The following is a 13,941-nucleotide window of genomic DNA, read 5'->3' as shown; positions in this document are numbered from 1 at the left end:
TTTTATTTGTCTAATCCATTATCGATTGGGTGTTTTCTCAAGTCGCCTGACTTCAGCTTGCAATAAGACCACCTTGCGCTGCCATTTTTCGAGCTCAGCTTTGTTATCTTTTATCGGTGCTGATCGATCGTTACGTTTATGGACTTTTTTAGCGAACTGGCTAATCAACAAGCTTTGGTCATCTAACGATAGATTGCGAATATCTTTGTAATTAACGGACTCAGCAATTCGTGTCAGATGTGCTTCATGTTTTAAAACGAGGGCTTCAATAGCGCTCTCTTTGGCGTGTTGCATGTTATTGGCGAGTCTCGTCAGTGAGAAAAGGCGCTCGCACAGAAACAAGCTGTCACTGGCTAAACCCTTGATGGTCTTTTTATCTCTAGGGTTTTGGCGTATGTACTGCTCAGTGTACTTTAGCTGATCAACGGTCTCTTTATGTGTGTCGGCTAAGTATTGCTCTGCGCCTAGTTCTAGCGCTTGTTTGAGCATGACATAAGACTTATCTAAATAGGTGTGGCCAATGGTGCGTACTTCTAAGTTGGTCATGGCAGCGATCAACGCTTGTTCGCCTTTTTGTGCTTGAGTTTCTTTGCGCTGTTCGACCTGTTTAATTAATGCCAAATGGGCATGTTCAATCTCTGTAAACGCGGCTGGGAAATACGTGTTTGCTTTTAGTTTTAGTAATACTTCTCGGCTGGCCAAGCTTGTGGATAGATATTCACGAACCATTTTTTTATTGCGTAAGCCTGCTTCGACCCACTCTATGGATAATTGAGTGTGCAAGCGAATCTTGGATGTTGGCTCTTTTTGCACATAGAGGTCGGTCGCGTGTTTATATTCTGTTTGTGCTTGTTCTAGGTAACTTGGCGCATAAAATGCTAATAATTCAGTATTCGCCTTTTGTAGTTTTAATTTGGCTAGTTGAAGGCTGGATTGTTCAGATCGCGTGCTTTTTTGCGCTGTTTTTTCGGCTCGTAGGTTTAAGTTTTGTTGATCTGGCAGTGTCGAGCATGCGCTAAGGAAAAAATAAAAAGTAAGTAAATACAAAGACTTGGTGAGCTTTTTCTGCATTCTACAAGGGCCTTAAGCTAAGCAATGAAAAACAACATTTATAGGTGTGGCTAATATACCACTATACTCAGAAGAGAACCTGTTATAGGCTGAATTTTAGGAGTTAAGTATGGGAGTTTACGTTACATCGCATAGGGTAACCTAGTTTAAGGATGGACCTTAGACAATGGCAGTAATTGGTAAACACGTGCAGTGCGCGGCGGCAAAATGACAAATGGAGGCCGACTATGACACAGGCAGTTAAACACCCTTTAAAATGGCGCTTAGCCGATATGGCAGGCACAGGTACCGAGCAAGTGAACGTTGTCATGCCAGAGATGGATGCACAATCGACTCACGAAATCCTCTTAGCTACCGACATTCCCAGCCCCCATAGCAGTAACATGGATATCAGCTGGACTGAAGAAGATCTCGACTTATTCCATGCATTGGTTGAAAAAGTATTATCAGGCTATGACGACCCTGATGAGATTGATATCGCCAACCCAGAAATTATTGATATTTTACATATGGTGGCAGCCGCTCACTTTATTGAGCCATTAGACGCTGACGAAGTGTTGGCTGATGATGTGCCAACAATTATGGGTGAAGCGGATCTAGGCGAGCTGGTAGCCATCCACACATTGGATGGTTATAAAAGCTGTATTATTGCTGAGCTTGATAGCATCGAAGCGGTATGCGTTTTGCTTGAGCCTTTGATTATTGAAGATAAAGACATTGAGCTAGAAGTTTATGATACGTTGGTGGTGAACAAGCACAGTTTATTACCGGCTGAATTTGGCAACGTTGAACCGGACTCTGGTAGTGTGGTTCATTAAGCTCAATCAGACTCTCTAGATATGATGATGCGTTAAAAATAAAAAAAGCCAAGTAGGGATTACTTGGCTTTTTTCGTGTTACGCATATCGATAAAGTGAGCGGGTTAGCGTTCTATCGCAATACTGACACCCATACCGCCACCAATACACAATGTGGCTAAGCCTTTTTTGGCGTCACGTTTTTGCATTTCATGAATCAGTGTGACCAATACACGACAGCCTGATGCACCAATCGGGTGACCAAGGGCAATGGCACCGCCATTGACGTTTACTTTTTCGCTATCCCAGCCAAGTTCTTTGCCTACAGATAATGACTGTACTGCAAATGCTTCATTTGCTTCGATTAGATCTAGATCCTCTAGGCTCCAATCTGCTTTGGCAAGGCAGCGTTGTGTTGCGCTAACAGGACCAATACCCATGATGCTAGGGTCTACGCCAGCATTGGCATAGCCCTTGATTGTGGCTAAAACCGTTAAACCTAATTCTTGTGCTTTTTCTTTGCTGGTCAGTAGAACGGCGGCGGCGCCATCGTTTAATGATGACGCATTCGCGGCGGTTACTGTGCCGTCTTTTTTAAACGCGGCACGCATGCCTGCCAGTTTTTCAGCGGTGACACCGGCACGAGGGCCTTCGTCTTTATCCACAATGAGGTCATCGCCTTTACGTTGTGGGATGTTGATGGCGATAATTTCGTCATCAAACTTGCCGGCTTCTTGAGCGGCAACGGCTTTCTGTTGGCTAGCGGCTGCAAACGCATCTTGTGCTTCACGGCTAATGTCGAATTTTTCAGCTAGGTTTTCGGCGGTAATGCCCATGTGATAATCGTTAAAAGCATCCCATAGGCCGTCTTTGATCATGGTATCGATCATGGTGATCGGTCCCATGCGCTGGCCAGTACGGGATGTTGGCATGACATGGGCAGAGTTCGACATGCTTTCTTGGCCGCCGGCAATAATAAAGTCGGCATCTCCGTTTGCGATGGCTTGTGCACCCAGGTGAACGGCTTTAAGGGCAGACCCACAGACTTTGTTGATGGTCATGGCAGGGGTGCGTTCAGATAAACCCGCATGAATGGCGCTCTGGCGCGCAGGGTTTTGACCCGCACCTGCGGTTAACACTTGTCCAAAGATAACTTCATCGACTAATTCAGGGTTTATACCCGCACGAGCAATGACGCCTTTGATGACTTGTGTACCTAATTCAACTGCGCTGAGTTGAGATAGGCTGCCTTGAAATGCGCCAATGGCACTGCGGCCTGCTGCTACGATTACCACGTCTTTCATTATTACCTCCTAAAGCCTGCACCAATAAGACATGCAGATATAAAAATATGATCGCTACTTTAACCAAAAAATATAAATTGGCCTAGTTTATTGCTGTTTGTTTTTGTACGAATTTTATTGTGTACTTTTTGGTTTTAACTTATAAAAAATCAGAAATTTTAAAACCAAAGCCGATGCGTCTTTGGTATTTATTGTATTCAATTAGGCTATGCCCATAGCCTTCGTAGTATTGAACAAAGCCCAAAAAACGACTGCCAAGTGGGAAGGTAAATTCAATCTCACCCCAGCCACGGTTTTTATCAAAGTTAAAATTGTTACCTAGACGAAACATCAGGGATTCTTGGCCTACTTTTCTATACCAAATAAAATTGCCGTAACCTAAATACTTATGAATGTCAGGGTTGTCATTATCGGTTGGGTCTTCAGGGTCTGCTTTTTTGGTTTCAGGAATGCGCCACCAAGGTTCTATCCCATAAATGCTGCTGCCATCTCGATGATAAAAGCCAGCAATAATTCGATTCCAACTCCGAGAAAATCCTTGAACTTGGCCATTACTCTGATGATTCAAAGAGAGTGTCATATGGTTGATGTATCCCCAGTTAGGGGTGAGTTGCAAAAACAGTTCAGGTTCATGATTGGTTTCACGGAAGGGGCGAGAAATATTCTCACTGTAAACCTGCCAATACGATTTATTGGTATAAGCGACATAGAGTCTGTTTTTATTGGCTTTATCAAATTGATGAATTTGGTATTTCAAACTGATTTGAAACATAGCCTCAATGTTGTTGTAGCCAGGCCATGAGTCATCTAATACTTCTTTGATTTCATCGTCATAGGGTGACTCTGTATAAGAGAACGGCATGATGTAGTTTGGGCGATGGGGTAGAATAATAAAGGGGACTTTGATGGCTTTTTCTTCCAGAATTTGTTTGCGCTCAAGTACTTGGGTCAGTGCTTTAGTGCTTTCTATTTCTTCATCATCATCATTATCGTCATCATTCTTCGGTTCACTTATGCTGGGTAATTCTAGATCACGTAATTCATTGTTTGTGAGAATTTGTGAGTCGATATCATCCACTTCACTGCTGTTGTCCTGAGAAAAAGACACGCATGTAAAAATCATTAAGTACATGAATGCTATTGATCTAAGCATGGTTGAACCTTCTTTTAATGATGTGTCAGCCATTTAATGAGCGACTGATTGAGCAATGCTGTGTGAAAACGGAGGCCGTAAAATACCCGCTTCGCAAATAATGGCATCGATTAATGTATTCGGTGTGACATCAAATGAAGGATTAATTGCCGCGCAGTTTTCCGGTGCAATTTGCTTCCCTTGAATATGTGTCACTTCTTGTTCTGGGCGATCTTCTATCGGAATATCATCACCATGTTGCATATTTAAATCAAATGTTGAACAAGGTGCGACAACCATAACTTTCACATTATGAAATTTCGCCAGTACGGCCAAATTATACGTGCCAATTTTATTGGCAACGTCGCCATTGGCGGAAATACGATCTGCACCAACAATAATCCACTTAATATTGCCTTTACGTAATAGTTGCCCTGCAGCACCTTCAGTGCTTAGGCGAACATTAATATTGTCACGCATGAGTTCCCAGGCGGTGAGACGAGCCCCCTGAAGCCATGGGCGAGTTTCTCCCGCGTATACTTGCGTTATTTTGTTGTCTGCAACCCCAGAGCGAATAACGCCTAATGCAGTGCCAAAACCACCTGTAGCGAGAGATCCTGCATTGCAATGGGTATAAACCTCACTGCCTGTTTCGATTAAGCTGGCGCCCAGTTTACCCATGATTTGATTATTTAAAATATCTTGCTTATGGATGTCTTGGGCTTGGGTGAGCAGGGTTTCAATTTGGTCGCTCACATTTGAATGAATACAGCCAGCTAATGCGCGTTGCATTTTATCTAACGCCCAAAATAGATTAACGGCGGTGGGTCGCGAATTTGCTAATTGCTTGAATGCTTGGGATAAATCCAGGTGCTTTTTGTGTCGCTGTGCATGGGCGGCCAGTACGATGCCATATGCGGCGGTAATACCAATGGCTGGCGCACCTCGAACAACCATGTCGGTTATTGCCAGTGCGACAGTGTGGGGATTTGTATACTTAAGGTAGGTTTCTTGCTGAGGCAGCGCACGTTGATCCAGCAATGTTAACGTGAAGTCATCAAACGTAATCGCACGCACGTTATCCCAAGTATTAGCTGTCGACATTCAAGGTTTCCGCGCAATATTATGAATTTACATTGCGAGATTATACCTTGAATTCATTGACTGATGGCTTTTAATTGTTCTGCTTGTTCGCTTAATGATTGTGTCGCTTTTGCGGTGGACTGTGCGTTCTCGACTGTTTGTTCGGAGAAGCTATTAATGCGCACGATATTTTCACTGACTTCTTCTGCTACGCTGCTTTGCTCTTCTGCCGATATAGAAACCAATTCATTCATTTGGTTAATGGTGGCGATGGATTGCAGAATACTATTGAGTGATTCACCTGTATTTTTAGATTGATTAACGGCTTCTTCGGCTTGGTTTTTAGATTGCTCCATCACTTCTACCGCTTGTGATGCATTCACTAATAGACTCTGAACAATATTACCAATTTCGGAGGTGCTTTCGGCGGTACGTCCCGCCAGTGTTCTGACTTCATCGGCAACGACAGCAAAGCCTCGGCCTTGCTCTCCTGCGCGAGCGGCTTCAATCGCGGCGTTAAGTGCCAATAAATTTGTTTGTTCGGCAATGTTGCCAATGTCTTGAGAGGCAGACGCAATTTTTTCTACCTCATTCGACAATGCTTGAATAACGGTCTGCGCATTATCAATGTTACTGGCAAGTGTACTAATGCCTTCAATATTGTGTTGCACAATTTGCTGGCTAGATTGGGACTCGGCATTGGCTTGCTGTGTGGCTTCGGATGCTTGACCGGCATTGCTGGATACCTCGATTGAGGTTTGTGCCATTTCTGTAATGGCCGTGGCCACTTGGTGGATTTTACCTTGTTGATTTTCGATGCCTTCGCGCGTGTGCTGTGCAATTCTTTGTACGTCTTCAGTACCTTTAGTGACGCCTAATGCTAGATTGGCGAGCACCTTGATCATGAGTTGCAAGTGAGTTGCAAAGGCATTAAAACGATTAACAAGCATACCGATTTCATCTTGTGCAGATGTTTCAAGGCGAACAGTTAAATCCCCTTTACCAGTCGACATACCTTCGAGTTCTTTAATGATTTTATAAAGATTACTGGTGATGCTATTGGCAATAATTAATGAGGCTGTAAGGATAATGCAAAGAATGACAAATGCGATGATCATGCCGGTAGTAAGGGACAACCGGCCTTCTTCTTTCGCATGACCGAGGCGTTCAGCAAAGTCCTTATGAGCTTCAGTACGAAACTCTTTGAGTGAGTTGCTAAAAGCATCATAATCGCGGTTCATATTCTTAGCTTGAGCGCGAATGTCACTTAATGGCATTTCGCCATTAATAATGCCCACCGTCAGGCTGGTGGCTGTTGTCATATAATCAGACAGCTGCTGCTTCAGTGATTGTGCTTTGCTTTTGTATTGAGGTGCGAAGGTTTCAATTTTTTTAAGTAACTCTTCGATTGTTTGTTGATGCTGATTGGCTTTTTTAATGGAGCCCAGTTCACCTTCAGAAATGGCTTCTTGCATGGAGGAGCGTGCCGCAAATAGTTCTAACCAAATAACCCCCACAGTCTCTAGGGCAGGGTAGTTAATTTTTTGAATGCGCTCCAAGCGTTGGTCATTGGTTTGTATGGCCTTGAAGTGATAGGCGATATAACTGGCAAAGCCTAATGCACTAATTAAGGTGATGCTGAGGATTTTATATTTGAGTGAAAATTTAGAGAAGATTGCCATGTGCATCCTTGGCGAAAAATAGTGTGAGATACCTATTTGGTTTAGCCAAAGATGTGACAAGGGGCAAGCGGATGGCCCAATTAAACTAATATTTGATATACGAAAAAGCCCAGTACTCATACAAAAGTCTGGGCTTTAAAGTTTTGGCAATACTTTTTGTTACTTTATGCCACCTGGATAGGGATGGCATTGGATGTGTGGCTAACTTCGTTACCGTCAGCTAAGTATATTAGGCGAGGCTTGTAGGCGTTTAGCTCTTCATCGCTATAGCCTGAGTAAGCGCAAATAATCACACGCTGGCCTACTTCGGCTAGGTGTGCGGCTGCGCCATTTACCGAGATGATACCGCTGCCTTCTTCGCCGCGTATGGCATAAGTGGTGAAGCGCTGGCCATTCTCAATATTATAAATTTGAATTTGTTCGTTTTCGAAAATACCGGCCATATCCAGTAGGTTACCATCAACGGCACACGAACCTTCGTATTCCAAAACGGCGTGAGTAACACGGGCTTGGTGCAGTTTGGCTTTAAGCATAGTGGATTGCATGTGTACAACCTTATTCAAAACGGGTGTGTCTTGACGGGTAAGGTCACTTGTCCTTACCCCCAACAGCCTAGATGGCGGGGCGCAGTATGCCCGAAGCGTTTTTAGGATTCAATCACGCTTAGGGCATGCAAAGGGGTCTTATTTATTTAAGCTGATGCGCAAATTATCGATTAAGCGTGCCTTGCCTAAAATGGCAGCGACCAACACGACCAGTTCAGCATCATCTGATGTGGCTGGGCGTAAACTGTTGGCGTCACGTACTTCGATATAGTCGGGTTTAAAGCCGAGCTTGGTCAATTCTTTTTTTGCAGCCTCACCGAGGGCTTTGAAATTAGAGGCGCCGTCTTGAATCTTATGAGAGATTTCATTAAGAACACGATAAATATGGCCAGCGGTTTTTTTTTCTTGCGCGCTTAAGTAATTATTACGAGAACTCATGGCTAGGCCATTTTCCTCGCGACAAGTAGGGACACCCACCACGTCAAATGGAAGATTCAAATCATTGACCATTTTACGAATAACGGCTAATTGCTGGAAATCTTTTTCACCAAAGAATGCGGCGTCTGGCTGTACCATATGAAACAGTTTACTAACCACTGTTGCAACACCATCAAAGTGACCTGGGCGTGATTTACCACATAAACCTTCGCTCACAACCGGTACGCTGACCGTGGTTTGTGCGTCTTGGCCGTGCGGGTACATCTCATCAACACTTGGGAAGAACAGAAGGTCACAGTCACGGTCACGTAAGTGTTCTTGGTCTGCGGCCAAAGTACGTGGGTAACGACCAAGGTCATCAATGTCATTAAATTGCAGTGGGTTAATAAAAATACTGGCGACAATGAAATCGCATTCTTCAGATGCTTGATCCACTAAAATCATGTGGCCTTCATGCAAGTTACCCATGGTCGGCACAAAACCAATACGCTTGCCCGCATCGCGAGCCGCTTTTACTTCGGCTTGTAACTGTGCAATGGTTTCAACGGTTTTCATGATTTAAATCCATGTTCAGGTGCAGGGAAAACACCTTGCTTAACTTCTTCGTTGTAGGCGGCAAATGCTTCAGAAATTGTGCGCCCTTCAACCATATAATTTTTTACAAACTTAGGGATGTGTCCTGGATTCATACCCAGCATGTCATAACATACCAGTACCTGAGCATCGGTATCACTGCCAGCGCCAATACCAATAACGGGAACGCCAACGCTTTCTGTTAGACGTTTAGCAAGCTCGCTTGGGACACATTCAAGCAGCAATACATCGGCTCCTGCGGCTTCCATGGCTTTGGCATCAAGAATCATTTGCTCGGCGACCGCTTCTTCGCGGCCTTGTACTTTATAACCGCCAAACTTGTGAACGTATTGAGGCGTCAGGCCTAGATGAGCACAGACAGGAATGCCGCGTTCGCTCATGGCTGAAACGGTATCCACAAGCCAAGCACCGCCCTCAAGCTTCACCATTTCGGCACCTGCTTGCATGAGCGCAGCAGCACTGTCGATGGCTTGCTCTGTTGTGGCGTATGTCATGTAAGGCATGTCAGCCATCAGTAATGCGCCCTGATTGCCTTGTTTTACCGCGGCAGTGTGATAACACATGTGCTCTAAGGTAACGGGAACGGTACTGTCTTGGCCTTGTAGTACCATGCCCAGAGAATCACCAACCAGTAACACATCAATGCCTGCGGCACTGGCCAAGTGTGCAAAGGTTGCATCGTAGGCGGTGACCACGGTGAATTTTTCCTTGTTACGCTTACACTGGTGCAGGGTGTTAATGGTGGTTTTACTCATAAGCAGGCTCACTGTTTTAATATGGTGCGTATAGTCCAGATCTAGACGGAGTAAGTCAAATGCCTTTTTTCACTGGCTCAAGATCAAAGGCGAGTGCTGTTAAGAAATCACTGAAATCTAAGCCACCCTCAAAGCGTAAACTTGGGGATAAATCGGCCAACGGATACAGTACAAAGCCTCTTTCATGCATATGAGCATGAGGGACGATTAGCCGCGGTGTGCGTATTTGAGCGGACCCATACAGTAACAAGTCGAGATCAAGGCTGCGCTCTCCCCAGTGACGAAGGCGTTTGCGTCCATGGCTGTTTTCAATGGATTGTAAAAGGTCTAGCACATCGTGTGGGCCCAGCTGGGTTTGAACGTGTGCCACCGCATTGATAAAGTCAGGCTGATCTTGAGGGCCTACGGGCTTGCTTTGATAAAGGGGGCTAATGCGTGCGTGACGTAGGTGTCGATGCTGAGCAAGTTCATTAAATGCTTGCTCAACATGCTGTAATGGCTGGTCTAGATTGCTGCCTAGACCTATGAAAATATCGACCCAGGCTCTCATGGCGTAACCTATTCAGTTGGGCCGTTGCGACGTCTAGGTCGGCGATCTGATCGAGGTTTACGTTCTCTATCGCGATCACGGCTTCGGTCTAGGTGTTCTTGCTTAGCTTGCGCCATGATGTGAGCATTATCTTTTTGATACTGCGTCCACCACTTGCCAGCCCCCGCTAGTTCCTCGCCTGCTTGCTCTCGCAATAACAAGAAATCATAAGCGGCACGAAACTTCGGATGAACCAAAATACTTTCTAAATGTTTTTTAACGCGACGTTCTAAGCGACGCTGCATATCCCAAATATTACGCACCATATCGGTAAAGCGTCTTGGTATCGCGGTGTGGGATTGCTGATTGCTGAGCACTTGGCTAGTAGCCTGATGATAAGCGGCCGCTGGCGGCATACCTTGTTTCTCAAATGTTTTTTGTGATTCTAAAACACACGGCCACAGGAACACAGACACTAAAAAAGCAGGGGTTAGGGTCTTGCCTTGGGCAACACGTTCATCACTATTGGCTAACGCTTGAATCACTAGACGACGATAAAAGTCGTTTTCTGCGATGCACTGTTGAGAGTGAGGGAATAACTCGGCGAATAAACCGTATTGCTCCAGTAACTCAAAGGTACGCTCGGCGTAGCCAGCCATAAACAACTTGAGAACCTCGTCAAATAAACGAGCGGCAGGCACGTCGGCCATGAGTGGCGCGAGCTCATTAATAGGCGCAGCGGTTGCTGGCTCTATATTGAAGTCGAGCTTGGCGGCAAAACGCACGGCCCGTAACATACGAACCGGGTCTTCGCGGTAGCGTGTTTCAGGGTCACCAATTAAGCGAATGTTTCGACGTTTAAGGTCTTGCATGCCGCCTTCATAGCTGCGCACAGAGAAATCTTTGATGTCGTAATAAAGAGCATTGATTGTAAAGTCACGACGCACCGCATCTTCATCGATGGTGCCATAAACGTTATCGCGCAATAACATGCCGGAATCGCTGGTTTTAGACTGCTGTTTGCCTTGTGCGTTTTCATGATGACCACGCAGGGTCGCCACTTCAATCACATCACGACCATACACCACGTGTACTAAGCGAAAGCGTCGACCGATTAAACGTGAATTACGAAACAGTTTATTAACTTGTTCTGGGCTGGCGTTAGTGGCCACATCGAAATCTTTAGGGTGCATGTCGAGTAATAAGTCGCGCACGCCACCGCCCACCAAGTAGGCTTCAAATCCGGCTTTTTTAAGCCGGTAAAGAACTTTTAATGCATTCTCGCTAATGTTGTCACGGCTAATGTCGTGATCATTGCGTGAGATGACCTGTACTTTCCCATTGGAACGGGTAGCGGATTTCTTTAGTTTTGAAATAAGACGTTTAAGCATGGTCAGATAGGGAGCGTAATTTGTGGAAATGGGATAGCGAAATAATGATAATTTTAAGCCATAAGCTGATTTTAAAGGAGTTGGCAGTGTACAGAAGTTAAACACAAACGCAACCAAAGTAGGGCATTTAGCCTATAGACGGTCGTTTCTTTATAATAGGGTTGAGATAAGGGGAGTAAAAAAATGTCGAGGGCAGCTTTATTATTGTTATTTGTGCTGCCCAGATTCGATTCGAGTGTTTTATTATTTTTATTATTATTGAGTGTCGAATTGTGTTTTGAGTATCTGGTGCGCCCTTGTTGTTATTTTAATAATGGGTCACTACACACTCAGAACACGAATTCTGCTGGCCTGTTATTTTAATTATTTTGGCCCATAACGTTAAAATGACTTTTTTATTTTTATTGATGTCTATTTAACATTACGTGCGAACCCACTTTATTATTTTTGTTTGTGTGGATGTCGCTAGTGATATTAATAAAGCATTTGCCGTGCCAATTTTCTAAAACCCTTTGTATTCAATGGCTTACAGGTATTTTTTGGTTTTCTATTCGCAACCTGCCAGAGGTTTGTTACCTAAGGTCACCTTTTTTAGGCGCAAAATGGGCACTTGGGTAACGCAGGTAACAACTTGTCGCACATTTACTAAACAATATGGGAATTTTTTGCTAGTAGGATTGTCTGGCACAAGGAGCTTATACATTTATTGTTAATATAATCAGTAATTTAGCGATAACTAATGTAATAGATGAAAAATGAGTCAGGGTGTTGTCGATAACTTGGAGTGTTAAAGCAATAAGCGGTGTTATGGCTTAAATAAATCAAGCAAATTGCTTTAGGTTCGTCCCGCTTGTGGCGCTAAAACCCAAAGCAATCAGCTTCAGATGCCTATTATTATTTTTATTAATGGCCCGATGCCTAGGTGACGATTGTTATTTTTATTATGACCACTTAAACACCAATCATAGCTGCTTTGTTATTTTTATCCGTGCAGCAATGTGACTTGTTGTGTCTATTGCACGGGATGTGCCAGTTGTAATAAGTTTAAATAAAACAATAGGTTACGATTATTTTTTGATTGCAATGCCTGTTGCGACAACATAACTGTTACTTTATTTGACGCTTTAGGGCTTAGTCTTGGGGCGACAGGTAACATTTTGACGCTAGGTAACACGCCCACAAAAAAGCCGCGCGGATGGCGGCTTGCTGTTTGGTTTAATGGTATTGACGATTATTTGGCTTTTTTACGTGGAATCCCTAAGCGCTGGCGACGCTCCCACAAACTCTTGCGGCTAATGCCGAGTTTTTGCGCCAGTTCGGTCTCGGTCATTTTGTCTTCATTTTCGAGTACAAAGTGTTGGAAGTAATCATCAAGGGAAAGCTCGGATGGGTTCACATCAAACGTCTCTGCTGCCGTGTTGTTCCTTTGCAATGATGCCATCATAGAGGCGGGCACTTTGTCGTCATTGGTGATTTCAATGGCCATGGCTTCAGCGGTAATGGCTTCACCGTCGTTTAATATGACGGAACGCTCTACTGCGTTCTCTAGTTCTCGCACATTACCAGGCCAAGAATACGAGCCGATGTCACGTTTACATTGATTAGAAAATTCCAGTAGCGGGCGATTTAATTTTGTACAGGCTCGTTCCAGTAGTTTGTGTGCCAGTTCGAGCACATCGTCACCACGATCACGTAATGGCGGCAGTTTTAGCTCGACGACATTAAGGCGGTAATATAAATCTTCACGGAACTCGCCTTTTTTGGCCAGCTCTTTTAGGTTGCGGTGTGTGGCGGCCACAAGACGGACATTTACTTTTTTGCTTTGCACACTGCCGACGCGGCGAATCTCACTTTCTTGCAATACGCGTAACAAACGAGCTTGTGCTTCAAGTGGCAGTTCTCCAATTTCATCTAAAAATAAGGTACCGCCATCCGCCGCCTCTACTAAGCCTTGACGCACAGATGTGGCACCAGTAAACGCGCCTTTTTCATGACCAAATAATTCAGATTCAATTAATGTTTCAGGGATAGCTGCGCAGTTCACACTAATCAGGGGGGCGTCACAGCGTGGGCTTTGGTCGTGAATAGCACGGGCTACGAGTTCTTTACCGGTACCCGATTCGCCTAAAATTAAGACGGTTGCATCGGTTGGGCTGACTTTGCCGATTTTTTTAAACAGGTCCAACATAGGCGGGCAGCTGCCAATGATGCCGTTGGTTGGGTGCACTTTTTGAATTTCTTGTTTAAGCACATGATTTTGCCGAGCGAGGCTGCGTTCTTTTAGTATGCGCTGTACGGCGATGAGCATTTCATCGTGATCAAAGGGTTTTGCGATGTAATCAACGGCCCCCATTTTCATCGCATCAACCGCGCTTTTTAGGCTGGCATAGCTGGTCATAATGAGTACCGGTGTGTTTTTGGCAAGCTCGATCAACTCTGTGCCGTGGCCACCAGGTAAACGTAGATCACTGATGATTAAGTCAAATTGGTCTAGGTCAAACTCTTTTGCGTCGGTGAGCGTCGGGGCTTCTTCAACGCTGTATTCGTTGCGTTCTAACAAGCGACGCAAGGCGCTACGAATGACTTTTTCGTCTTCTACAATGAGAATTTGGGTCATTGA

12 protein-coding genes and 1 pseudogene are annotated in these 13,941 nt (G+C 44.6%); 1 reads left to right on the top strand and 12 read right to left on the bottom strand.

Annotation, left to right across the window (positions count from 1 at the left end; translation table 11 throughout):
- Nucleotides 1–18 precede the first annotated feature (18 nt).
- Nucleotides 19–1,071, bottom strand: coding sequence for a hypothetical protein (locus ACU6U9_RS03370; protein WP_446733675.1), 1,053 nt, complete (start codon nucleotides 1,069–1,071; stop codon nucleotides 19–21).
- Between the two features lie 227 nt (nucleotides 1,072–1,298).
- Here ACU6U9_RS03370 and ACU6U9_RS03365 point away from each other — a divergent pair, with 227 nt between their 5' ends.
- On the top strand, nucleotides 1,299–1,889 hold the full coding sequence (locus ACU6U9_RS03365) for a hypothetical protein (RefSeq protein ID WP_446733674.1): 591 nt from the start codon (nucleotides 1,299–1,301) through the stop codon (nucleotides 1,887–1,889).
- A gap of 104 nt (nucleotides 1,890–1,993) precedes the next feature.
- On the opposite strand, the gene ACU6U9_RS03360 is transcribed toward ACU6U9_RS03365, so the two are convergent.
- The 11 genes and pseudogenes from ACU6U9_RS03360 to ACU6U9_RS03310 form a co-directional block, all read right to left on the bottom strand.
- A complete protein-coding gene (locus tag ACU6U9_RS03360) occupies nucleotides 1,994–3,172 on the bottom strand; it encodes an acetyl-CoA C-acetyltransferase (protein WP_446733673.1) in 1,179 nt (392 codons plus the stop codon).
- 139 nt (nucleotides 3,173–3,311) lie between these two features.
- Nucleotides 3,312–4,325 carry a phospholipase A gene (locus ACU6U9_RS03355; RefSeq protein WP_446733672.1) on the bottom strand — a complete coding sequence of 338 codons (1,014 nt, stop codon included), beginning with the start codon at nucleotides 4,323–4,325 and terminating at the stop codon, nucleotides 3,312–3,314.
- A gap of 33 nt (nucleotides 4,326–4,358) precedes the next feature.
- Entirely contained in the window at nucleotides 4,359–5,408 is a 1,050-nt protein-coding gene (gene mtnA, locus ACU6U9_RS03350) for an S-methyl-5-thioribose-1-phosphate isomerase (protein ID WP_446733671.1), read from the bottom strand.
- A gap of 53 nt (nucleotides 5,409–5,461) precedes the next feature.
- Nucleotides 5,462–6,154, bottom strand: a complete 693-nt coding sequence (locus ACU6U9_RS03345; RefSeq protein ID WP_446735049.1) for a methyl-accepting chemotaxis protein — start codon at nucleotides 6,152–6,154, stop codon at nucleotides 5,462–5,464.
- Nucleotides 6,155–6,307: 153 nt separating this feature from the next.
- Nucleotides 6,308–6,400: pseudogene (locus tag ACU6U9_RS03340) on the bottom strand (HAMP domain-containing protein); the annotation flags it as partial.
- An 833-nt stretch (nucleotides 6,401–7,233) separates the two neighbouring features.
- A complete protein-coding gene (gene panD / locus ACU6U9_RS03335; protein ID WP_446733670.1) occupies nucleotides 7,234–7,614 on the bottom strand; it encodes an aspartate 1-decarboxylase in 381 nt (126 codons plus the stop codon).
- 138 nt (nucleotides 7,615–7,752) lie between these two features.
- The gene (panC, locus tag ACU6U9_RS03330; RefSeq protein ID WP_446733669.1) at nucleotides 7,753–8,607 is read right to left on the bottom strand and encodes a pantoate--beta-alanine ligase; all 855 of its coding nucleotides are present in this window, start codon (nucleotides 8,605–8,607) and stop codon (nucleotides 7,753–7,755) included.
- Entirely contained in the window at nucleotides 8,604–9,401 is a 798-nt protein-coding gene (gene panB, locus ACU6U9_RS03325; protein WP_446733668.1) for a 3-methyl-2-oxobutanoate hydroxymethyltransferase, read from the bottom strand. The genes panC and panB overlap by 4 nt, the downstream gene beginning before the upstream one ends.
- A gap of 55 nt (nucleotides 9,402–9,456) precedes the next feature.
- Complete coding sequence (gene folK, locus ACU6U9_RS03320) at nucleotides 9,457–9,951, bottom strand: 2-amino-4-hydroxy-6-hydroxymethyldihydropteridine diphosphokinase (RefSeq protein ID WP_446733667.1); 495 nt, start codon at nucleotides 9,949–9,951, stop codon at nucleotides 9,457–9,459.
- 8 nt (nucleotides 9,952–9,959) lie between these two features.
- Nucleotides 9,960–11,321 (bottom strand): polynucleotide adenylyltransferase PcnB, encoded by a 1,362-nt coding sequence (pcnB, locus tag ACU6U9_RS03315; RefSeq protein WP_446733666.1) that lies wholly within the window; start codon nucleotides 11,319–11,321, stop codon nucleotides 9,960–9,962.
- A 1,231-nt stretch (nucleotides 11,322–12,552) separates the two neighbouring features.
- Nucleotides 12,553–13,938, bottom strand: a complete 1,386-nt coding sequence (locus tag ACU6U9_RS03310; protein ID WP_446733665.1) for a sigma-54-dependent transcriptional regulator — start codon at nucleotides 13,936–13,938, stop codon at nucleotides 12,553–12,555.
- Nucleotides 13,939–13,941: the final 3 nt, after the last annotated feature.

The organism is Pseudomonas sp. HK3 (assembly GCF_052920985.1).
Note: the sequence above shows the minus strand (reverse complement) of the source record. Positions and strands in the feature narration are given on the sequence as shown.

Excerpts from the sequence above, each read along its gene's own strand:
- ACU6U9_RS03370 (WP_446733675.1), bottom strand. The coding sequence starts at position 1,071 with ATGCAGAAAAAGCTCACCAAGTCTTTGTATTTACTTACTTTTTATTTT.
- ACU6U9_RS03365 (WP_446733674.1), top strand. The coding sequence starts at position 1,299 with ATGACACAGGCAGTTAAACACCCTTTAAAATGGCGCTTAGCCGATATG.
- ACU6U9_RS03360 (WP_446733673.1), bottom strand. The coding sequence starts at position 3,172 with ATGAAAGACGTGGTAATCGTAGCAGCAGGCCGCAGTGCCATTGGCGCA.
- ACU6U9_RS03355 (WP_446733672.1), bottom strand. The coding sequence starts at position 4,325 with ATGCTTAGATCAATAGCATTCATGTACTTAATGATTTTTACATGCGTG.
- mtnA (WP_446733671.1), bottom strand. The coding sequence starts at position 5,408 with ATGTCGACAGCTAATACTTGGGATAACGTGCGTGCGATTACGTTTGAT.
- ACU6U9_RS03345 (WP_446735049.1), bottom strand. The coding sequence starts at position 6,154 with ATGGCACAAACCTCAATCGAGGTATCCAGCAATGCCGGTCAAGCATCC.
- panD (WP_446733670.1), bottom strand. The coding sequence starts at position 7,614 with ATGCAATCCACTATGCTTAAAGCCAAACTGCACCAAGCCCGTGTTACT.
- panC (WP_446733669.1), bottom strand. The coding sequence starts at position 8,607 with ATGAAAACCGTTGAAACCATTGCACAGTTACAAGCCGAAGTAAAAGCG.
- panB (WP_446733668.1), bottom strand. The coding sequence starts at position 9,401 with ATGAGTAAAACCACCATTAACACCCTGCACCAGTGTAAGCGTAACAAG.
- folK (WP_446733667.1), bottom strand. The coding sequence starts at position 9,951 with ATGAGAGCCTGGGTCGATATTTTCATAGGTCTAGGCAGCAATCTAGAC.
- pcnB (WP_446733666.1), bottom strand. The coding sequence starts at position 11,321 with ATGCTTAAACGTCTTATTTCAAAACTAAAGAAATCCGCTACCCGTTCC.
- ACU6U9_RS03310 (WP_446733665.1), bottom strand. The coding sequence starts at position 13,938 with ATGACCCAAATTCTCATTGTAGAAGACGAAAAAGTCATTCGTAGCGCC.